At 72.5% G+C, this 21,438-nt stretch carries 16 protein-coding genes; 11 read left to right on the forward strand and 5 right to left on the reverse strand.

Annotation, left to right across the window (positions count from 1 at the left end):
• The 3 genes from ACYU8V_RS19920 to ACYU8V_RS19930 are packed head-to-tail and all read left to right on the forward strand — an operon-like array spanning nucleotide 1 to nucleotide 3,568.
• On the forward strand, nucleotides 1-1,923 hold the full coding sequence (locus ACYU8V_RS19920) for an alpha/beta hydrolase (protein ID WP_460849851.1): 1,923 nt from the start codon (nucleotides 1-3) through the stop codon (nucleotides 1,921-1,923).
• Nucleotides 1,920-2,489 carry a hypothetical protein gene (locus ACYU8V_RS19925; RefSeq protein WP_460849852.1) on the forward strand — a complete coding sequence of 190 codons (570 nt, stop codon included), beginning with the start codon at nucleotides 1,920-1,922 and terminating at the stop codon, nucleotides 2,487-2,489. Before ACYU8V_RS19920 ends, ACYU8V_RS19925 begins: the two co-directional genes overlap by 4 nt.
• 53 nt (nucleotides 2,490-2,542) lie before the next feature.
• On the forward strand, nucleotides 2,543-3,568 hold the full coding sequence (locus ACYU8V_RS19930) for a GNAT family N-acetyltransferase (protein ID WP_460849854.1): 1,026 nt from the start codon (nucleotides 2,543-2,545) through the stop codon (nucleotides 3,566-3,568).
• Here ACYU8V_RS19930 and ACYU8V_RS19935 read toward each other — a convergent pair.
• Together ACYU8V_RS19935 and ACYU8V_RS19940 are read right to left on the reverse strand one after the other, a co-directional pair.
• Nucleotides 3,565-4,779 (reverse strand): S1C family serine protease, encoded by a 1,215-nt coding sequence (locus ACYU8V_RS19935; protein ID WP_460849855.1) that lies wholly within the window; start codon nucleotides 4,777-4,779, stop codon nucleotides 3,565-3,567. The genes ACYU8V_RS19930 and ACYU8V_RS19935 overlap by 4 nt on opposite strands.
• A 74-nt stretch (nucleotides 4,780-4,853) precedes the next feature.
• Nucleotides 4,854-6,473, reverse strand: a complete 1,620-nt coding sequence (locus ACYU8V_RS19940; protein ID WP_460849857.1) for a long-chain-fatty-acid--CoA ligase — start codon at nucleotides 6,471-6,473, stop codon at nucleotides 4,854-4,856.
• Nucleotides 6,474-6,565: 92 nt separating this feature from the next.
• Between ACYU8V_RS19940 and ACYU8V_RS19945 the strand changes: the two genes are divergently transcribed.
• From ACYU8V_RS19945 to ACYU8V_RS19960, 4 genes are read left to right on the forward strand one after another with little or no spacing between them, the layout of a single operon-like run.
• Entirely contained in the window at nucleotides 6,566-10,459 is a 3,894-nt protein-coding gene (locus ACYU8V_RS19945; protein WP_460849858.1) for a Pls/PosA family non-ribosomal peptide synthetase, read from the forward strand.
• The gene (locus ACYU8V_RS19950) at nucleotides 10,459-11,769 is read left to right on the forward strand and encodes a M1 family metallopeptidase (RefSeq protein ID WP_460849859.1); all 1,311 of its coding nucleotides are present in this window, start codon (nucleotides 10,459-10,461) and stop codon (nucleotides 11,767-11,769) included. Before ACYU8V_RS19945 ends, ACYU8V_RS19950 begins: the two co-directional genes overlap by 1 nt.
• Before the next feature lie 28 nt (nucleotides 11,770-11,797).
• Nucleotides 11,798-12,580: a DUF2127 domain-containing protein gene (locus ACYU8V_RS19955; RefSeq protein WP_460849861.1), complete on the forward strand. Its 783-nt coding sequence runs from the start codon at nucleotides 11,798-11,800 to the stop codon at nucleotides 12,578-12,580.
• Nucleotides 12,577-13,803: an MFS transporter gene (locus ACYU8V_RS19960; protein WP_460849862.1), complete on the forward strand. Its 1,227-nt coding sequence runs from the start codon at nucleotides 12,577-12,579 to the stop codon at nucleotides 13,801-13,803. Before ACYU8V_RS19955 ends, ACYU8V_RS19960 begins: the two co-directional genes overlap by 4 nt.
• A gap of 9 nt (nucleotides 13,804-13,812) precedes the next feature.
• On the opposite strand, the gene ACYU8V_RS19965 is transcribed toward ACYU8V_RS19960, so the two are convergent.
• The gene (locus ACYU8V_RS19965) at nucleotides 13,813-14,436 is read right to left on the reverse strand and encodes an HAD family hydrolase (protein WP_460849864.1); all 624 of its coding nucleotides are present in this window, start codon (nucleotides 14,434-14,436) and stop codon (nucleotides 13,813-13,815) included.
• Between the two features lie 14 nt (nucleotides 14,437-14,450).
• Nucleotides 14,451-15,740, reverse strand: a complete 1,290-nt coding sequence (locus ACYU8V_RS19970; protein ID WP_460849865.1) for a citrate synthase — start codon at nucleotides 15,738-15,740, stop codon at nucleotides 14,451-14,453.
• Between the two features lie 232 nt (nucleotides 15,741-15,972).
• Between ACYU8V_RS19970 and rplM the strand changes: the two genes are divergently transcribed.
• The 3 genes from rplM (at nucleotide 15,973) to glmM (ending at nucleotide 18,434) form a co-directional block, all read left to right on the forward strand.
• Entirely contained in the window at nucleotides 15,973-16,416 is a 444-nt protein-coding gene (gene rplM, locus ACYU8V_RS19975; RefSeq protein WP_460849867.1) for a 50S ribosomal protein L13, read from the forward strand.
• Nucleotides 16,417-16,437: 21 nt separating this feature from the next.
• Nucleotides 16,438-16,938: a 30S ribosomal protein S9 gene (gene rpsI / locus ACYU8V_RS19980; protein WP_460849868.1), complete on the forward strand. Its 501-nt coding sequence runs from the start codon at nucleotides 16,438-16,440 to the stop codon at nucleotides 16,936-16,938.
• Nucleotides 16,939-17,072: 134 nt separating this feature from the next.
• Nucleotides 17,073-18,434, forward strand: a complete 1,362-nt coding sequence (glmM, locus tag ACYU8V_RS19985; protein ID WP_460849869.1) for a phosphoglucosamine mutase — start codon at nucleotides 17,073-17,075, stop codon at nucleotides 18,432-18,434.
• A 49-nt stretch (nucleotides 18,435-18,483) separates the two neighbouring features.
• Here glmM and coaA read toward each other — a convergent pair whose 3' ends face one another.
• Nucleotides 18,484-19,455, reverse strand: a complete 972-nt coding sequence (gene coaA, locus ACYU8V_RS19990) for a type I pantothenate kinase (RefSeq protein WP_460849870.1) — start codon at nucleotides 19,453-19,455, stop codon at nucleotides 18,484-18,486.
• A 76-nt stretch (nucleotides 19,456-19,531) separates the two neighbouring features.
• Between coaA and glmS the strand changes: the two genes are divergently transcribed.
• Nucleotides 19,532-21,376, forward strand: coding sequence for a glutamine--fructose-6-phosphate transaminase (isomerizing) (gene glmS / locus ACYU8V_RS19995; protein WP_460849871.1), 1,845 nt, complete (start codon nucleotides 19,532-19,534; stop codon nucleotides 21,374-21,376).
• The last annotated feature ends 62 nt before the right edge of the window (nucleotides 21,377-21,438 follow it).

Raw genomic sequence — 21,438 nt, forward strand, 5'->3', positions numbered from 1 at the left:
ATGACCGTGCTCCCGGACATCGTCGGCGGCTTCGAGGAGCTGCCCTGCCGGCCGGCCGAGGTCGGCACCCTCGGGTCCGACCTGCGCGGCGTCGCCGCGACCCTGCAGGACGTCTGCGCGTGGGCCGACCGCGGCGCCGCGCCCGCCGGCTGGTCGGGCGACGCGGCGGAGGCGGCCGGGCACGCCCGCACCCGCTTCGCGCGCCGCGCCGACGTGGCGCACAGCGCCCTGCAGCGCGCCACGGTCGCCACCACCGTGTTCGAGGACCGGCTGACCGTGCTGAGGCGCCGTCGTGGGCCGCTCGCCTTCGAGCGGCACGTCCTCAACCAGGAGATCCGCCGCGCGCAGGTGGACCTGCACAACGGTGACTTCACCGGCCCCACCGCCGTCCAGGAGGCCGCCGGACTCCGCTCGCGGGCCGCCCATCTGACCGCTGCGATCGAGGCCTGGGTGCGTGACCTGGCCGAGGCGCAGGCGACGTACGTCGCCGCCCTGCGCCGCATCGACACGGTGGCCGAGGCACGCCGCGAGGCGCGGAGGTCACCACTGCCGCAGACCGGAGGACTGCTGCGCCACCTGGAGGCGATCGGCGGCGACCCGGCCACGGTCGCGGCCTGGTGGCGGACCCTCAGCGTCGCCCAGCGCCAGGCCCTGATCGTGGCGCATCCCTCGATCGTCGGCCGGACCGACGGCATCCCGATCACCGGGCGCGACCGGGCCAACCGCGCCGCGATCGCGGCCCGCCGCAGCTACCTGCAGCAGCGCAGCGCCGCGGGCACCACCACCGCCGCCGAGCAGCACGCCCTGTCCAACCTCGACGCCGTCCAAGCGGTCATCGACGACCACCGGCACGACGTGGACCCGGTGACCGGTCGCGGCCTGCTCAACGTGATCGAGTACAGCCCGGCGGCGTACGGCGGCGACGGTACGTCGATCGTCAGCCTCGGCAACCCGGACCACGCCCAGCACGTCGCGACGTACACGCCGGGCTTCACGACCGACGGTGGCACGCTCAGTGACGTCGGCCGGATCGAGGACCTCCGTCACGCGATGCACCGGCACGCGCACTCCGTGGCGACGGTCCTCTACGAGAACTACGACGCGCCCAGCGCCGACGAGATCCACAGCTTCAGCGACGTCCTCGACCCCGCGAAGCGGCACGCGGCGCTCACCGACGCGATCGGGGTCACGAACACCGCCGACGCCGAGGACGGTGGCCGGCGGCTCGCGGGCTTCCTCGACGGCCTCGACGTGACCCGGGACCACCGCGGCGCCGACGTCACGGTGATCGGCCACAGCTACGGCTCCGTCGTGGCGTCGTACGCCGCCCAGGACGCCTCGCCGCACGGCCGGACCGACCTGGACGCCGTCGTCCTGCTCGCCGACCCCGGCGCCCCCGGCAGCAACGTCCACGACCTGGTGGGGGACAGCGGGATCCGGGTGTACGTCGGGGCCGACGACCACGACCCGGTCTCCCTGATCGGCAGCGGGCCGCACGGCGGTCCGGGCACCCTGGGCGCCGACCCGGCCACGGCGACGTACGGCGCCCAGCGGATCGGGGAGCAGACCGGCCCGGAGAGCATCGACGGCGTGATGAAGTTCGGCAATCACGGGTCGAGCAACTACCTCGGCCCGGGCACGCCGGGTCTGGGCAACGTCGCGGCGCTCGCGACCGGGGGGACGCCGGACGTGGTGCCGGGTCGCGATGCCGACAACTACGAGAGCCTCGGGGACCTGGCCGCCCACAGCCTGCTCAACGCGACCCCGTCCTCCGCGGACAACCTGGTCTACGACTACGGCGGCAAGCAGCTGCTGCACGCGGCCACCAAGCTCGCGGGGCCGATCAGGCTCGCGACGGAAGCGACCCCGGTCGGCGTCGGAGCCGACGCCCTCCTCAGCACCCTGAAGGGATTCCTGTCATGAGGCTCCGCGCCCTCGTCGCGGCACTGCTCTGCGCTCCGGTCCTGGCCACGTGCGGCGCCGCCACACCCGGCCAGGATGCGGGCGACGCGGCCGGCGCAGGTGCCGGCTCGCTCACCGGGACCGCCGCCGCCCGCCAGGCCGAGGCCGAACGGATGGCCGACCTCCTGCTGTCGCTCGCCACCGAGGACGCCGACCCCCAGGGCCTCGTGGGCTGGGCCGGCGGCTGGCAGGAGTGCGTGGTCTACAGCGGGCACCAGGTGGAGTTCCGGGCGTCGGGCTCCTTCGACGTTGAGGGCAGCGGTGACCTGCAAGCCGTCCTCGAGCGCGCGCGGGCGTCGCAGTGGCAGGTCCGCGGGGTGCGGATGCGCCCGGGGCACCTCGCGTTCGACCTCACCGGCGCCGACTTCGACGACCGCCCCGCCGGCAGCTACTACGACGGCCTGTTCGGCGGCCTCGTGCTCAGCGACCACTTCGCCGAGCTGGACGTCGCCACGGGCTGTGTCCCGGTCTCCGGCCCGGAGGCCGAACGGCTGGTGACGGCGGGCTCGGTCTCGAGCGACGACTGACCGCAGCGAAACTCGGTGGCGTTCCGCGCGGGCCGCGAGAACAATCAAGGATCGTGCCCGACCTGAGGATCACCCGCCCGAAGGGGTACGACGACGCCGAGCTGGCCGCCTGGTGGGAGGTCTACCGGGCGGGTCTGGCGCACGACCTGGGCCGGCACGCGACGTACTGGCAGCTGCCGGAGATCGCGGCCATGGTCCGGGGTGAGTGGGTCCGCAACGCCTACCAGATGTTCGCGGCCGAGGCCGACGGCACCGTGGTGGGTGCGGCCTTCTCGACGTACCCGCTGCTCGACAACCTGACCTCGGTCGACGTCGAGATCGCGGTGCCGCCCGCGCACCGCCGGCACGGTGTCGGCACCGCGCTGCTGGCGGCGGTCGAGGAGGCGGCGCTCGAGCGCGGCCGCACCACCGTCACCTCGCTGACCGCGTGGCGGATCGAGGACCCCGACGGGCAGGCGGGCAGTCCGGGCGCGCGCTTCGCGGACCGTCACGGCTACGCGATCGGCCTGGGCGACGTCCAGCGCGAGCTGGAGCTCCCTGCCGACCCGGCCGTCCTCGACGAGCTCGAGGCCGAGGCGGTGGCGCACGCGCAGGCCTACGAGCTCCGCTCCTGGGCCGGTCCGGTGCCCGAGGAGCTGCTGCCCGGCTACCTCGAGCTGTCCTCCCGGCTGAACACCGAGGCGCCGCTCGGCGAGATGGAGTGGGAGAACGAGACCACCGACCTGGAGGCCGGCCGCGAGATCGACCGGCTGCACCAGGCCTGCGGCCGCACGCCGTACCGCGTCGTCGCGCTGGCCGAGGACGGCACCGTGGTCGCCTACTCCTCCCTGGTCCTCGCCGAGCACGACCCGGACTGGGTCTTCCAGTGGGGGACCCTGGTCGACCCGGCGCACCGCGGGCACCGGCTCGGCCTGGCGGTGAAGGTCGCCAACCTGCGCCAGGTGCAGCGTGACCCGCGCGCGGCCGGCCGCCGGCTGGTCACCTGGAACGCCGGCGTCAACGACCACATGATCGGCATCAACGAGCGGCTCGGGTTCCGGGCGACCTGCACCGGCGGCGAGCTGATCAAGAAGCTCTAGGAGTTGCTGCCCGCGTCCGAGCCCAGCTTCAGCTCGGTCGTCGCGGTCTTCCCGCCACGCTCGTAGGTCACCTTCACCTGGTCGCCGGGCCGGTAGGCGCGGATCGTGGCGATCAGCGAGTCGGCGCTGGTGATCTTGTGGTCGTCGATCCCGGTGATGATGTCGCCGCTGCGCAGGCCCGCGCTGCCCGCCGCGGAGCCGGACGTGACCTCGCGGATCCGGGCGCCGTCGGTCACCTCGGCGAGGGACTGGCCGCCCTGCTGCGGGACGTCGGAGATCTGGATGCCGAGCTTGGCGTGGGTGGGGGTCTGGCCGTTCTCGAGCTGCTCGACCACGGGCAGGATCTCGTCGATGGGGATCGCGAACCCGAGGCCGATCGAGCCGCCCTGACCGCCGGTCGTGCTGCTGTCCGACGCGGTCTGGATGGAGGCGTTGATGCCGACCAGGTGCCCGGCCATGTCGACCAGGGCGCCACCGCTGTTGCCGGGGTTGATGGCGGCGTCGGTCTGGATGGCGGGGTACGCCGTGGTGTTGCCCGCGGAGTCCTGGCCGACGTCCACGGGCCGGTCCAGCGCGCTGACGATGCCGGAGGTGACCGTCGAGCTCAGCCCGTACGGCGATCCGATGGCCACCACCTGCTGGCCGACCTGCAGGTTGTCGGACCTGCCGACGGTGACCGGCGTCAGGTCGCTCACGCCGCTGACCTGGATGACCGCCGTGTCGGTGAGGGGGTCGGTGCCGACGACCTTCGCCGCGACCTTGGTGCCGTCGTTGAAGGACACCGAGATCTGGGTGGACTGCGCGGACACGCTGCTGTCCAGGGTCACGACGTGGTTGTTGGTCAGGATCATCCCGGCCTTGTTGAGCACCACGCCCGACCCGCTGCCGGCGCTGCCGCCGCCCTCGACGTCGATCTCGACGACCGAGGGCAGGACGGCCTTCGCCACCGCCTCGACGCTGCCGGACTTCACCACCGACACCGGCGTGCCGTCGACGGTGATGGTCGAGGCGCTCCCGGCGGGACCGGAGCCGTCCAGGGCGTTCCACGCCGCGGCACCGCCGACGCCGGCGGTGCCGCCGACGACGAGGGCGCCGGTCAGGACGGCGGCCGCGAAGCGGCCGCGGCTCGGGGCCGGGCGCTGGGGAGGCAGGAGCGGGGATCCGCTCGGCGGGGGGAACGAGGGAGGTCCGTACGGCGGCAGCGTGCTCATGACCCCACGATCGCTCCGGAACCTGTGCCGATCCTGAGGCTCCGGATGGGGTTCCCTGAGACTTGGGCGGAGACTTACACCTGCCGCTCCTGCGCCTCCCAGTACGGCTTGCGCAGGTCCTTCTTCAAGATCTTCCCGGTCGGGTTGCGGGGGAGCGCGGCGACGATGTCGACGGTCTTGGGGCACTTGAAGTGCGCGAGCCGCTCGCGGCAGAACTCCACCAGCTCGGTCTCGCTCGCCTCGGTCCCGGGGCGGAGGGCGACCACGGCCTTCACCGACTCACCCCACTTCGGGTCCGGTACGCCGATGACGGCGACCTCCGCCACCGCCGGGTGCTCGGCCAGCACCCGCTCCACCTCGGGCGAGTACACGTTCTCGCCGCCGGTGATGATCATGTCCTTGAGCCGGTCCGAGACGTAGAGGTAGCCGTCCGCGTCGAGGTGGCCGATGTCACCGGAGCGGAACCAGCCGTCGTCGGTGATGACCTCCGCGGTCGCCTCGGGCTTGCCCAGGTAGCCCTTCATCAGCTGCGGGGTCCGCAGCCACACCTCACCGGACTCGCCGGTGGGCAGGTCGCGCAGGGTCGCGGGATCGACGATGCGGAGCTCGCACTCCGGCAGCGGCCGCCCGGCCGAGAGCAGCCGCTCGGGCCGGTCGCCCGCGACGGCGGTCCGGTGGTCCTCCGCGAGCAGCTCGGTGGCGACACCGGACACCTCGGTGAGTCCGTAGACCTGGATGAAGTCGGTGCCGGGCCAGGCCTGCATGGCGGCGCGCAGCAGCGGCGGCGGCATCGGGGCGGCGCCGTACGTGTAGGACTTCAGCGCCCCGAACAGCGCGACGGCGTCGCCGCCCGCACCGAGCACCTGCGCGAGCACTGCGGGCACCAGGAAGGTGCGGTTCGCGCCGGCCATGATCGCCCCGGCGAGCGAGGCGGCGTCCGGCTCGCGGGTCATGATCGACGGCACGCCGTCGTTGATGCCGAAGAGCACGTACGACGACCCGCCGACGTGGAACAGCGGCATGGCGACCATCGACTTGTCGCCGGGGTCGAACGCCCAGCCGTGGTGGCCGTTGCGGGTGTGGCTGACCATGTTGTCGTGGGTCAGCATCACGCCCTTGGGCCGGCCCGTGGTGCCCGAGGAGTACATCACCAGGCAGGTGTCGTGCGGGTCGGTCGCGGACTCGCCGGTCTCCGGCTCCACGCCCGCCAGGAACGCCTCGTAGCCGCACCCGTCGGCACCGTCCGGCGTCACCTCGACCACCTGGCGTACGCCGGGAAGCCGGTCGCGCACCGCCGCGATGGCCGGCATCAGCTCGGCCCCCACGAAGAGCACCTTCGCGCCGCAGTCGTTGACGGCGTACTCGACCTCGTCGGGGCTGGAGCGCCAGTTGATGATCGCGTTGGCCGCGCCGAGGTAGCCGGCCGCCATCGAGATCTCGACGCACGCGGGATGGTTCTTGTCGAGGAACGAGACGACGTCGCCATGGCCGATCCCGAGCGCGCGCAGCCCGGCCACGGCCCGGCGGATCCGCTCGCCCCACTCCGCCCAGGTCCAGGTGCGGCCCAGGTAGGTCATCGCCTCCGCATCGGGGGTCGTGGCCGCCCAGTGCAGCGCCCGGTCCGACATCAGCCGCGGCGTGGGCGGGTCGCCGAACGGGACGGTGGGCGCGGTGGTCGGCTCGACGGTGGTCACGTGCCGATTGTGTCCCAGACCACAGGGTCATGTCTCCGGCCCGAGCGGGTGCCGGTCGCCGTCCGTTCACCTGCGTCGACTTGGATGCTCACGTGTCATCCCCGTTGTTGCGCGCCGCCGAGGCGCCCCTGCCCCGCACCCTGGTCGACATCTTCCGGGCCACGGTCGCGCAGCACCCGGACGCGATGGCGCTCGACAGCGGCGCGGACGCGGTCACCTATGCGGAGTTCACCGAGGCGGCCGAGACCGTCGCGGGCGAGCTCGCGGAGCTCGGGATCGGGCGGGGCGACCGCGTCGGCGTACGGCTCGCGTCAGGGACGACCGACCTCTACGTGGCGATCATGGGCGTGCTGTTCGCCGGGGCGGCGTACGTGCCGGTCGACGCCGACGACCCGGAGGAGCGGGCGCGCCTGGTCTTCGGCGAGGCCGACGTGGCTGCCCTGATCACGTCCGGCCTGGCGATCGAGGTGCGCGGCGCCGCGGGTCGTGCGCCCCTGGACGCGGTCACCGGGCCGGACCTCGACGACGACGCCTGGATCATCTTCACCTCCGGCTCGACCGGTACGCCGAAGGGCGTGGCCGTCCGGCACCGCAACGCGGCCGCCTTCGTGGACGCCGAGTCGCTGATGTTCCTCGTCGACGCACCCGTCGGCCCCGGCGACCGGGTGATGGCCGGGCTCTCCGTCGCGTTCGATGCGAGCTGCGAGGAGATGTGGCTGGCGTGGCGGTACGGCGCCTGCCTGGTGCCCGCGCCGCGCACCCTGGTCCGCAGCGGTGTGGATGCCGGACCGTGGCTGGCCGCCAACGAGATCACCGTCGTCTCGACGGTCCCGACGCTGATCAGCCTGTGGCCCGACGAGGCGATCGACCGGGTGCGGCTGCTGATCCTGGGCGGCGAGGCACTGCCGCCGGAGCTGGCGGCGCGGCTGCCGCGCGAGGGCCGCGAGGTGTGGAACACCTACGGCCCGACCGAGGCGACCGTGGTCGCCTGCGGGGCGCTCGTCGACGGGACCGGACCGGTCCGGATCGGGCTGCCGCTCGCCGGGTGGGACCTCGAGGTCGTCGATCCGGCCGGGAACCCCGTGGCCGACGGGGAGCGCGGCGAGCTGATCATCGGCGGCGTGGGCCTGGCCCGCTACCTCGACCCGGCCAAGGACGCCGAGAAGTACGCGCCGATGCCGACCCTCGGCTGGGAGCGGGCCTACCGCTCGGGCGACATCGTGGTGAAGGACCCCGCCGGCCTGCTGTTCGGCGGCCGCGCCGACGACCAGGTCAAGCTCGGCGGGCGCCGGATCGAGCTCGGCGAGATCGACTCGGCCCTGCTGGCACTTCCCGGCGTGACCGGCGCGGCGGCCGCCGTACGCCGCAGCGCCACCGGCAACCAGCTCCTGGTCGGCTACCTCGCCACCACCGAGCAGTACGACGCCGCTGCCGCCACCGCCCACCTCCGCGCCACCATGCCCGCTGCCCTGGTGCCGCGGCTGGCGGTCGTCGACGACATCCCCACCCGCACCTCGGGGAAGGTGGACCGCGACGCACTGCCCTGGCCGCTGCCGACCGGCGACACGGGCGCAGCGGGCTTCCACGGTGTCCAGGCCCGGATCGCCCAGGTGTGGGAGCTCGCCATCGGCGCCGCCCCGACCGCTCCCGGCGACGACTTCTTCAACCTCGGCGGCGGCAGCCTCACCGCCGCGCAGGTGGTGACGATGCTGCGGGCCGACTACCCCGAGCTCGTCGTCGCCGACCTCTACGAGCACCCGACGGTCGCCGGCCTGGCCGGCTACCTCGACACCCTCGGGGGCATGGCGCTGGCCGAGCAGGACCGGTCGGTCGCCCCGATCCCGCGCAAGACCCAGCTGGGCCAGGCCCTGGCGGTGCCCGCCATCCGGCTGCTCGCGGTGCCCCGCCTGGCGACCTGGACCTTCGTGGCGGCGCACGTCGTCCACGACCTGCACCACGCCACCTGGCTGCCGGCCGCGTCGTGGTGGCTGCTGGCCCCCGCCCTGCTGCTGTTCATCAGCCCGTGGGGGCGGATGCTGCTGGCAGCGGGCCTGATCCGGCTCGTGCTCAACGGCATCGGCCCGGGCACCTATCCGCGCGGAGGCAAGGTGCACCTGCGGCTGTGGGCGGCCGAGCGGATCGGCGACGAGCTCGGCGCGACCGGGCTCGCGGGAGCGCCGTACATCACCTGGTACGCGCGTCTCCTCGGCGCCAAGGTCGGCCGGCATGCCGACCTGCACTCGCTGCCGCCCGTCACCGGGCTGCTCCGGATCGGCCGGGGCGCCTCGGTCGAGCCCGAGGTCGACCTCTCCGGGCACTGGGTCGACGGCGACCGGCTCGTGGTGGGCGAGGTCCGGATCGGGCGCGACGCCCGGGTCGGCACCCGCTCCATGCTCTGCCCCGGCGCCCGGATCGGCGACGAGGCGGAGGTCGCACCCGGCTCGGCCGTCTTCGGGCAGGTGCCGGCGGGGGAGTTCTGGTCGGGAGCCCCGGCCACCCGCGCCTCCTCGGCCGCCCGCGGCCCCTGGGCGGAGCGCCCGGCGTCGAGCCGCGCCTGGGTCGTCCTGTACGCCGCCGTGGCCGCCCTCCTCGGATCGCTGCCCGGCATCGCCGCGGCGGCCGTCGGCTCGATCGCCCTGGCGGCCTCCGGCCCGGGCGACGACGTCGGCGACCTGGTCCGCATCGCCGCGATCTGGCTGGTGCCCGGTGCGCTGCTCGGCATGGTCGTGCTGGCCTGGCTGATCGTGCTCGTGGTCCGCGTCGCGGGCGTCGGCCTGCAGCCGGGTGCCCACCCGGTGCGCAGCCTCGGCGCGCTGCGGGTGTGGGCCACGATGCGGGTGCTCGACGAGGCCCGCACCTGGCTGTTCCCGCTCTACTCCTCGCAGCTGACGCCGCACTGGCTGCGGCTGCTCGGCGCGAGGATCGGCAAGGACGTCGAGGCGTCGACCGTCCTGATGATCCCGAGCCTCACCCAGGTCGGCGCGCAGGCGTTCCTCGCCGACGACACCCTGATCGGCGGCTACGAGCTCGGCGGCGGCTGGCTGCGCGCCGAGCGGGTCAAGGTCGGCAAGCGGGCGTTCGTCGGCAACTCGGCGATGGCCGCGCCCGGTCGCAAGGTGCCCAAGCGCTCGCTCGTGGCCGTGCTGTCGCTGGCCCCGAACCGCAAGACGACGACCCCCGGCGCGAGCTGGCTCGGCAGCCCGCCGGCCGAGCTCCGGCGTACCGCCCAGGAATCGGCGGACGAGCGCACCTACGCGCCCCCGGCGCGGCTCAAGGTGGCCCGCGCGTGCTGGGAGCTGGCCAGGATCCTTCCGGTCGCCCTCTCCCTCGCCCTGTACGCCGGCGTGGTGCTCGCCGCGCTGGCCGCGGCCGGCCGGCACGGGCTGACCGGCGGCGTCCTTGCGCTCGTGGCGCTCGGCCTGGCGCTGGTGCTGGCCGGCATGGCCGCGGCCGCCTCCGCGGTCCTCGCGAAGTGGCTGCTGGTGGGCCGGGTCCGCGAGGGCCGACACCCGCTGTGGAGCTCGTTCGTGTGGCGCAACGAGCTGGCCGACACCTTCGTGGAGTCGGTGGCGACGCCGTGGTTCGCCGGCATCGCGACGGGCTCGCCGCTGCTCAACCTGTGGTTCCGGGCCATGGGCGCGCGGATCGGCCGAGGGGTCTGGTGCGAGACCTACTGGCTGCCCGAGCCCGACCTGGTCGAGCTCGGAGACGGCGCCACCGTGAACCAGGGGAGCGTGGTCCAGACCCATCTGTTCCACGACCGGCTGCTCGCCACCGACACCGTCCGGGTGCGCCGTGGCGCGACCCTCGGCCCCAACTCGGTGATCCTGCCCGCGGCGGTCGTGGGCAAGCACGCTACGGTCGGTCCGGTGTCGTTGGTGATGAGGGGCGAGACGGTGCCCGACAAGACCCGTTGGATCGGCAACCCGATCGCGCCGTGGCTCGACGAGCCGGCCGAGCAGTCCGACCAGGCGCCCACCGTCTGATGCTCCCCACCGCCGACGACTACCTGCCCGGCCACGGCGACCGCAGCTTCGCCGTCCACCACTACGACCTCGACCTGGGCTACAGCGTCGAGGGCAACCGCCTCGACGCCACCGCGACGCTCACGATCGAGACCCTCGAGGGCACCCGCCGGCTGGTGCTCGACCTGGCCGGCCTCAAGGTCGCCAAGGTGCGGCTGGCCGGGGCGCGGTTGAAGAAGTTCTCGCAGCGACAGGACCGGCTGGTGCTGGACCTCGCCGACGGCGTCCCCGCGGGCACCGAGATCACCGCGACCATCCGCTACTCCGGCAACCCGCGCCCGACCATCGACGAGCGGCACGGCGACGCCGGGTGGGAGGAGCTCGAGGACGGCGTCATCGTGGCCGCCCAGCCGCACGGATCGCCGACCTGGTTCCCCTGCAACGACCGCCCCGACGACAAGGCCACCTATCGGATCGAGCTGGCCGCACCGGCCGGCTACACGGTCGTCGCCAACGGCGAGCTGACCTCCCGCAAGCGCGGCGGCAGCTACGAGACCTGGGTCTATGAGATGGACCGGCCGATGGCGACGTACCTCGCCACCGTGCAGATCGGGAGGTACGTCGTCCGCGAGCACCCCGCCGGCGACCAGCCCGGCGCGCCGACCCGGACCGTCGCCACCCCCGACGCCGACCTCGCCGGCTGCTTCGACCAGCAGCCCGCCATGATGGCCTGCTTCGAGCGGCTCTTCGGCCCGTACCCGTTCACCTCCTACACCGCCGTCGTCACCGAGGACGACCTCGAGATCCCGCTGGAGAGCCAGGGCCTGGCGACCTTCGGCGCGAACTTCTGCTCGACCGAGTGGTCCCATGTGCGGCTGATCGCGCACGAGCTCGCGCACCAGTGGTTCGGCAACGCGGTGACCCTCGCGCGCTGGCAGGACATCTGGCTGCACGAGGGCTTCGCCTGCTACGCCGAGTGGCTCTACTCCGAGGAGTCCGGCGGCCCGCGCACCACCGAGGAGTGGGCCCAGCACCATCACCAGCGGCTCGGCGAGGCCGACCAGGACGTGGTGCTCGCCGACCCCGGCCCCGCCGACATGTTCGACGACCGCATCTACAAGCGCGGCGCGCTCACCCTGCACGCCCTGCGCCGAACCATCGGCGACGAGGAGTTCTTCGACCTGCTCGCGGCCTGGGTCGAGGAGTACGCCGGCTGGTCGGTCACCACCGAGGACTTCCTCTCCTTCGCCACGACCCGGACCGGCGTCGACGTCGCCGACCTGCTGCGGCCCTGGCTCTACGACACGGCTCTCCCGCCCTATCCGGCATAGTCGCCCGCCCGCAGGGCATGCTGGCGCCATGCGCACGACCCCCTTCAAGGCCTTCGACTGGAGCACCCGCTCGTGCGGGCTCCACGGCCACGTCACCTACCGCCCGACCGAGGAGTCGCTGGCGGCCCGGCTGCACACCGAGACGGCGGCGGGGGAGGCGTGGCGATGCCTGCGCTGCGAGGCCTTCGTCGTCGGGGAGCCGTCCGCCACGGGACCGGCCGACGAGGCGCCGATCGTGCTGCGTGGCAAGGCGCTCAAGGACGCCGCGATCCTGCGCGCCCTCGCCGTCGAGCGCGGGGTGCGCGGCCTGCTGCTGGTGATCCTCGCCTACGGCATCCACCGCTTCGACGGCTCGAAGACCTCGCTGCAGCAGACCTTCGACACCTACCTGCCGCTGCTCCGGCCGCTCGCGACCAAGCTCGGCATCGACCTGCAGACCACCGGCCCGGTCAAGCTGATCGAGAAGGCCCTGAGCCTGCACCACACCACCCTGATCTGGGTGATGATCGGCGTCCTGGCCTACGGCGTCCTGCAGCTCACCGAGGCGACCGGCCTGTGGCTGATGAGGCGCTGGGGCGAGTACGTCGCCGTCATCGGCACCTCGATCTTCATCCCGCTGGAGGTCTACGAGCTGGTCGAGGGCGCGACCTGGCTCAAGGTGGTCGCGTTCCTCGTCAACATCGCGGCCGTCGTCTACCTGGTCTGGTCCAAGCGGCTGTTCGGCGTCCGGGGCGGGCACGCCGCGTTCGAGGCCGAGCGGCACGCCGACTCCCTCCTGGAGGTCGAGCACGCCGCCCTCACCTCCGCGTGAGCGCCGCGCGGAGCGGCCTGGCCGGCCTGCCGGCGTACCGCTGGCTCCTGGTCGGTACGACGATCAACAGCCTCGGCAACTCGATCTCGCCGGTGGCGCTGGCCTTCGCGGTCCTCGACCTCGGTGGCAGCGCGACCGACCTGGGGCTGGTCGTGGCGGCGTACGCGCTGGCCGACCTGCTGGCCGTGATGGCCGGCGGCGTCCTCGGCGACCGCCTGCCGCGGACCGTGCTGATGCGCCTGTCCAACGCGGGTGCGGGACTGGTCCAGGTGAGCGTCGCCGTGGCCCTGCTGATGGACTGGGCGACCATCGCGTACCTCGGCGTCGCCGGTGCGCTCATCGGAGCGCTGGGCTCGCTCGCCGGGCCGAGCACGCAGGCGATCCTGCCGCAGACCGTGCCGACGGGCCTGCTGCGCACCGGGATCACGGTCAGCCGGCTCAGCCAGAACGTGGCCCGGATCGTGGGGGCGGGCGCGGCCGGCCTGCTGGTGGAGTGGATCGAGCCGGGCGGCGCGGTGGCGGTCGACGCGGCCACCTTCCTGGTCGCCGCGGCGTGCTTCCTGCTGATCCGCGTCCCGCGGGTGCGTGACGAGGATGCCGCGCCGAGCCGCTTCCTGACCGAGGCGCGCGAGGGTCTCAGCGAGGTCATGCGGCACTCGTGGCTGTGGTCGCTGATCGCGATGGCGCTGATCTACCACCTGTTCTTCGGCGGTGCGCAGGGCGTGCTCGGCCCGGTGGTCGTCGGTGGCCGCGCGGGTCCCGCGGCCTGGGGCTACGCCCTCGCGGCGATGATGGCCGGCTTCCTGGCGGGCGGCCTGCTGAGCCTGGTCTGGCGCCCGCGCCGGATCCTGCTCGCCGGCGAGCTCGGGCTGCTGCTGACGGTCTGCTTCCCGCTCGCCATGGCGCTGTCGGACCAGGCGTGGGTCGTGGTGCTCGGCGCCGCCCTGCACGGCTTCGGGCTGGAGATCTTCAGCGTCGGCTGGGACCTCGCGATCCAGGAGAACGTGCCGGAGCGGATGCTGGCGCGGGTCTACTCCTTCGACCAGCTCGGCTCGTTCCTCGCCCGGCCGCTCGGGCTGGCGCTCACCGGCCCGATGGCCGCCCTGGTCGGCGACCGGACCTGGCTGCTGGTCGTCGTCGGCGCGATGCTGGTGGCCGAGGTCGTCCCGTTCGCGCTGCCGGACGTACGCCGCCTCGAGCGCCGGCCGGCCGCTGCCGCCTGAGCCGGCGGATCAGACCGGCAGGCCCAGCCCGCGCAGGTCCGCCCGCAACGACGCCGCGTCGGTGAACACGAACGCGTGGAAGCCCAGCTCGCGGGCGGCCGCCACGTTCCCCGGGCCGTCGTCGACGAAGACCAGCCGGTCCGGCGCCAGCCCGGCCCGCTCGGCCGCGATCCGGTAGACCGCCGGGTCCGGCTTCGCCACGCCCTCGGTGCCGGAGACGACCACGTCGTCGAGCAGCCCGATCACGTCGTACGTCGCCGGGGCGATCGGGTAGAGCTCGTGCGACCAGTTCGTCAGGCCGACCTGCGGCACCCCGGCCGCATGCAGCGCCCGCACCAGCGCGTGGGTGCCCGGGACCGGCCCGGCCAGCGAGGCGGGGAAGTTGTCGACGTAGGCCCGGCCGTGCGCCAGCCACTGCGGCGTCTCCCGCTCGAGCCGGGCCAACGCGTCGGTCCACGTGCCGCCGGCGTCGCAGGAGTGGTTCCACGCGGCGAAGTCGTAGCCCGACAGGAAGCGGTCGGCCTCGGCCTCGCCGACCCCCGCCGCGACCGCGCGCCGCGGCTCCCAGCGGATCAGGACGTTCCCGAAATCCCAGACGACCCCCGACACGGCGGACGTGTCGGGGGTCGTCATGGGAGGTCGAGGGCTCAGGCCCAGCGCTCCTCGCGCGGGACGAAGGTCAGGCCGCGGTCACCCGTGTAGATCTGCTTGGGGCGCGCGATCTTCTGCTCCTTGTCGGTGGTGAGCTCGAGCCACTGCGCCAGCCACCCCGGCGTACGCCCGATGGCGAACAGGACGGTGAACATCTCCGGCGGGAACTGGAGCGCCTCGTAGATCAGGCCCGAGTAGAAGTCGACGTTGGGGTAGAGCTTGCGCTTGATGAAGTACTCGTCCTCGAGCGCGATCTTCTCCAGCTCCTTGGCCACGGCCAGGAGCGGGTTGACCCCGGTGACCTCGAAGACGTCGTCGCAGGCCTTCTTGATGATCTTGGCGCGCGGGTCGAAGTTCTTGTAGACCCGGTGGCCGAAGCCCATCAGCCGCTCGTTGCCGGCCTTGACGCCCTCGATGAACGCGGGGATGTTCTCGACCGAGCCGATCCGGCGCAGCATCTTCAGCACGGCCTCGTTGGCGCCGCCGTGCAGCGGGCCGTAGAGGGCGCCGACGCCGGCCGCGACCGCGGAGTACGGGTCGACCTGCGAGGAGCCCACCGAGCGCACCGCGTTGGTCGAGCAGTTCTGCTCGTGGTCGGCGTGCAGGATGAAGAGGGTGTCGAGCGCCTTCGAGATGCGCGGGTCGGCCTGGTAGCGGGCCTCGCTCATCTTGAACAGCATCGAGAGGAAGTTCTCGGTGTAGGACAGCTCGTTGTCCGGGTAGATGTACGGCTTGCCCTGCGCGTGCCGGAAGGCCCAGGCGCCGAGGGTCGGCATCTTGGCGATCATCCGCACGATCTGCAGGTGCCGGTTGTCGGGGTCGGCGATGTTGCCCGACTCCGGGTAGAACGTGGACAGCGCGCCGACGGAGGCCATCAGCATGCCCATCGGGTGGGCGTCGTACCGGAAGCCCTGCATGAAGCCCTTGACGTTCTCGTGCACGTAGGTGTGGTAGGTGATCTCGTGCACCCAGGCGTCGAACTGCTCCTTGGTGGGCAGCTCGCCGTAGATGAGCAGGTAGGCCACCTCGAGGAAGGTCGACTTCTCGGCCAGCTGCTCGATGGGGTACCCGCGGTACTCCAGGATGCCCTTGTCGCCGTCGATGAAGGTGACGGCGCTGCGGCAGGAAGCGGTGTTGACGAACCCCGGGTCGTAGGTGGCGATGCCAGGCTGGTCCTCAGCCGTCCTGATCTGGCCCAGGTCGGCGGCGCGGATGGTGCCGTCGACGATCGGGATCTCGTACTCCGCTCCGGTGCGGTTGTCGCGAACGGTGAGAGTTTCAGTCACGCTTGCCACCGTAGTCGGCGAGGTCACACCGCGATAACCCGGTGTCCCGAAGAATGGCTCGTGCCGAGATTTGGCCGGCGCCTCCGCGCCGCCGTACTCTGCTTGCTGCGTCTCCTGCCGCTCTCACACGTGAGGGCAGTCTCCCCGCCGGCTGGCCGGGAGCAGTGTTCGTCAGAAGATGCCTCCGGCCAGAGCCCTGGACGGGGTCCGACACGAACGAAATGGTCTCTCCATGCGTACGTATGCTCCGAAGCCGGCTGACGTCGAGCGTCAGTGGCTCGTGATCGACGCCGAGGATGTCATCCTCGGCCGTCTCGCCGTCACCGCGGCCAACCTCCTGCGCGGCAAGCACAAGGCGATCTACGCCCCGAACGCCGACACCGGTGACTACGTCATCGTCATCAACGCCGAGAAGGTCGCCCTCTCCGGCAACAAGCGCACCAACAAGATGGTCTACCGGCACTCCGGCTACCCGGGCGGCCTCACGGCCACCCCGATCGGCCAGGTCATCGACAAGGACGCGCGCAAGGCCATCGAGGCTGCTGTCTGGGGCATGCTCCCCAAGAACCGTCTCGGTCGTCAGATCATCAAGAAGCTGAAGGTCTACACCGGCCCGGCCCACCCGCACCAGGCCCAGCAGGCCGTCCCCTTCGAGATCACGCAGATCTCCCAGTAATCGACTTCGAGGATCAGACACATGACTGAGAACAGCACCGAGGTCGAGGAGACCTTCGAGACCGACGAGCAGGGCCTCGCCTACACCAGCGAGTCCAGCCCCTCCGCCGACACGCCCTCGCGCCCCGCGACGATCGCCCCGGGTGCCGCGACCGGCCGCCGCAAGGAGGCCGTCGCCCGCGTCCGCATCGTCCCCGGCACCGGCGTCTGGACCATCAACGGCCGGACCATCGAGGACTACTTCCCGAACAAGCTGCACCAGCAGGTCGTCAACGAGCCGTTCTCGGCTCTCGGCCTCGAGGGCCGCTTCGACGTCATCGCCCGCATCCACGGCGGCGGCATCACCGGCCAGGCCGGCGCCCTGCGCCTCGGCGTGGCCCGCTCGCTCAACGAGATCGACGTCGAGGGCTACCGGCCGACCCTGAAGAAGGCCGGCCTGCTGACCCGCGACGCCCGCGCGACCGAGCGCAAGAAGGCCGGTCTCAAGAAGGCCCGCAAGGCCCCGCAGTACAGCAAGCGCTGATCGTCCTCCGGGACTCATTGCCAGCAGGGCCACCTCCGTTCGCGGTGGTGGCCCTGCTGCCTTTTCCGTCGCGTAGGTGTGAGCGTGACCGATAGGTCACTCTGGCTCCTACGCGAGCTCTAGATTGGAGAACTGTGGCGCGCATCTTCGGGACCGACGGGGTCCGCGGACTGGCCAACACCGACGTGACGGCCGAGCTGGCGCTGGACCTGTCCGTGGCGGCGGCCCACGTGCTGGCCGAGCGGGGCACCTTCGACGGGCACCGCCCGCTGGCCGTCGTCGGCCGGGACACCCGCATCTCCGGGCAGTTCCTCGAGGCCGCCGTGGTGGCGGGGCTGGCCTCGGCCGGGGTCGACGTGCTGCTGCTCGGTGAGATCCCGACGCCCGGCGTCGCCCACCTGACCGCGTCGCTCGGCGCCGACCTCGGCGTGGTGCTGTCCGCCTCGCACAACGCGATGCCCGACAACGGGATCAAGTTCCTGGCGCGCGGCGGGGTGAAGCTGGACGACGCCATCGAGGACGCGATCGAGGCACGTCTGCGCGAGCCGTGGGAGCGGCCGACCGGTGCCGAGGTGGGGCGGGTCCGCCCGCACCCCACCGCGATCGAGGAGTACGCCGCCCACCTGGTCGCCAGCGTCGGCGACCTCGGCCCGGCGACCGGCGAGCGGCCGCTGCGGGTCGTGCTCGACTGCGCCAACGGGGCCGCGTCCGTGGCCGGCCCGCGGGCGCTGCGCGACGCGGGCCTCGACGTGGTCGCGATCTGCGCCGAGCCGGACGGGCTCAACATCAACGACGGCTGCGGCTCCACCCACCTCGAGGTGCTGCAGAAGGCGGTCCTCGAGCACGGCGCCGACGTCGGCTTCGCCCTCGACGGCGATGCCGACCGATGCCTGGCGGTGGACGCCTCCGGCGAGATCGTCGACGGCGACCAGATCCTGGCCGTCCTCGCCCTCTCGCTGCGTGAGCAGGGCCGCCTGATCGACGACACGATCGTGGCGACGGTGATGTCGAACCTGGGCTTCGTGCAGGCCATGACGGCGGCGGGGCTGGTCGTGCGGCAGACCGCGGTCGGCGACCGCTACGTCCTCGAGGCCATGAAGGCCGGCGGCTTCTCGCTCGGCGGCGAGCAGTCCGGCCACGTCATCCTGAGCGACCACGCCACCACCGGCGACGGGATCCTCACCGCGCTGCAGGTGCTGTTCCGGATGGTCGCCACCGGCCGCACGATCGCCGACCTCGCCGGGGTGATGACCCGGCTGCCGCAGGTGCTCGTCAACGTGGCGGGCGTCGACAAGGACCGGTGCGCCGCCGACGAGGCACTCGCCGCCGCGGTGGGCGAGGCCGAGGCGTCGCTGGGCGGCCGGGGCCGGATCCTGCTGCGCCCCTCGGGCACCGAGCCACTCGTGCGGGTGATGGTGGAGGCGCCGACCGCGGAGCAGGCCCAGGCCGTGGCGGACGACCTCGCGCTCGTGGTGCGGGAGCGGCTGGCCCTGTGAGGTCGTCAGGTCGTGGCCGGCCTCCAGACCGGTCTCAACCTGACGACCCTCAGATGCGGCGGACCCGGACGTAGCGGACCGAGTGGTCCGACTCCTTGCGCAGCACCAGCCGGGCCCGGGAGCGGGTCGGGAGGACGTTCTGCTCCAGGTTGGGGCCGTTGATGGTGTCCCAGATCCGGCGCGCCTCGTCGACCGAGGTGTCGTGGGAGAGGGCGGCGTACTTGGCGAAGTAGGAGTCGGGGTCGCGGAAGGCCGTCTCGCGCAGGCGGAGGAAGCGGTCGACGTACCACTCGCGGATGTCGGGCACGGCCGCGTCGACGAAGATCGAGAAGTCGAAGAAGTCCGAGATCGCCAGCCCGGTCCGCCCGTCCTCGCGCACGCGCGCGGGCTGGAGCACGTTGAGGCCCTCGATGATGACGATGTCGGGGCTGTGGATGGTGATCCGCTGGTCGGGAACGACGTCGTACACCAGGTGGGAGTAGACCGGCGCGTCGACCTCCTCCTTGCCCGACTTGATGTCGACCACGAACTTCATCAGCGCGCGCCGGTCATAGGACTCCGGGAAGCCCTTGCGCTCCATCAGCCCGCGCCGCGCGAGCTCGGCGTTGGGGTGCAGGAAGCCGTCGGTGGTCACGAGCGCGACCTTCGGGTGCTCCGGCCAGCGCGCGAGCATCTGCTGCAGCACGCGCGCGGTGGTCGACTTGCCGGCCGCCACCGAGCCCGCCAGGCCGATCACGAACGGCGTGCGGACCCCCGCGTGGCCGTGCAGGAAGGACTGCTGCTCGCGGTAGAGGCTGCCCGCGGCCTCGACGTACAGGCTGAGCATCCGGGACAGCGGCAGGTAGACCTCCACGATCTCGCGCAGGTCGATCGCCTCGCCGAGACCGCGCAGCTTGGCGAGCTCCTCGGCCGTGATGGGGCTCTCGGTCTCGTGCGCGAGCGCGGCCCAGGTGGCGCGGTCGAGCTCGAGGTACGGCGAGGCCTCACGGGCGTGCTCGCCCGCCGGGATGCCGGTCGACATGGCAAAGATTGTTCCAGGGTGCCGGTCTGACGTGGCGGCGGGTCCACGTCAGGGCGAACCTCTAGAGTTGGCGACCATGTGCGGGATCGTCGGGTACGTCGGAGGCCAGCAGGCCCGGGACGTCGTGATCGGCGGTCTCCGGCGTCTGGAGTACCGGGGCTACGACTCGGCCGGCATCGCGGTCGTCACCGGCGGCGAGGTCGTCGTGGCGAAGCGGGCCGGCAAGCTCGGCAACCTGGAGAAGGCGCTCGACGAGACGCCGCTGGCGCCCGCCACGCTCGGCATCGGGCACACCCGCTGGGCGACCCACGGCCGCCCCTCGGACGCCAACGCGCACCCGCACACCGGTGGTGCCGGCCGGGTCGCGGTCGTCCACAACGGCATCATCGAGAACTTCCACGAGCTGCGCAGCCGGATCGAGGCCGACGACCACGTCTTCCTCTCCGACACCGACACCGAGATCGCGGCGCACCTGGTGGAGCTGCAGGTCGAGTCCGGGGTGGACCTGCCCACCGCCATGCAGCGCGTGTGCCAGCAGCTCGACGGCGCGTTCACGCTGGTCGCCGTCGACGCGGAGGACCCGGAGCGCGTCGTCGCCGCGCGCCGCAACTCGCCGCTGGTCGTGGGGCTGGGCGACGGGGAGAACTTCCTGGGCTCCGACGTCGCCGCGTTCATCGACCACACGCGCGAGGCGCTGGAGCTGGGGCAGGACCAGATCGTCGTACTGACGCGGGACGGGGTGGAGGTCACCGACTTCTACGGCCGCCCGGCCGAGGCGACCCGGTTCCACGTCGACTGGGACCTGTCGGCCGCCGAGAAGGACGGCCACGACTGGTTCATGCGCAAGGAGATCTTCGAGCAGCCGCGGGCGGTGGCCGACTCGCTGATCGGCCGCCGCGGCGTCGGCGGGCTGCTCCAGCTCGACGAGATGCGGCTGGCCGACCAGGAGATCCGCGACCTCGACAAGATCATCATCATCGCCTGCGGGACCTCCTTCTACGCCGGCATGGTCGCCAAGTACGCCATCGAGCACTGGACCCGTACGCCGGTCGAGGTCGAGCTCGCCTCGGAGTTCCGCTACCGCGATCCGATCATCGACGCCACCACCCTGGTCGTGGCGATCTCGCAGTCGGGGGAGACGGCCGACACGCTGCAGGCGATCCGGCACGCGCGCTCGCAGCGGGCCAAGGTGCTCGCGATCTGCAACACCAACGGCTCCTCGATCCCGCGCGAGTCCGACGCGGTGATCTACACCCATGCCGGCCCGGAGATCGGGGTCGCGTCGACCAAGGGCTTCCTGACCCAGCTGATCGCCTGCTACCTGCTGGCGCTCTACGTCGCGCAGACCAAGGGCACCCGGTTCGGCGACGAGATCGCCGAGATCATGCAGCAGCTCGAGGACATGCCGGGCAAGATCGAGGAGGTGCTCGACCGCTCCGAGCTGGTCTATCGGCTGGCCCGCGACCACGTCGGCAACAAGTCGGTCCTCTTCCTCGGCCGGCACGCGGGCTACCCGGTGGCGCTCGAGGGCGCGCTGAAGCTCAAGGAGCTCGCCTACCTGCACGCCGAGGGCTTCGCCGCGGGCGAGCTCAAGCACGGCCCGATCGCCCTGGTCGAGGAGGGTCTGCCGGTGCTGTGCGTCGTACCTCCCCGGGGCCGGGACCAACTGCACGAGAAGATGCTGAGCGGCATCCAGGAGGTCCGCGCGCGCGGCGCCCGCACGCTCTGCCTCGCCGAGGAGGGCGACACGTCCATCCAGCCGTACGCCGACGAGCTGATCCCGCTGCCCAAGGTGCCCGTACTGCTCCAGCCGTTGGTGGCGATCGTGCCGCTGCAGCTGTTCGCCTGCGAGCTGGCGACCGCGCTCGGCCACGACGTCGACCAGCCGCGCAACTTGGCGAAGTCCGTCACCGTCGAGTGACCCGGGCGCGGGGCCGGTCGGGCGGTCCCCTCTGCGCAGGCAGGCGCCGCTTGCCTGCGCAA

It is taken from the genome of Nocardioides ultimimeridianus, assembly GCF_054777895.1.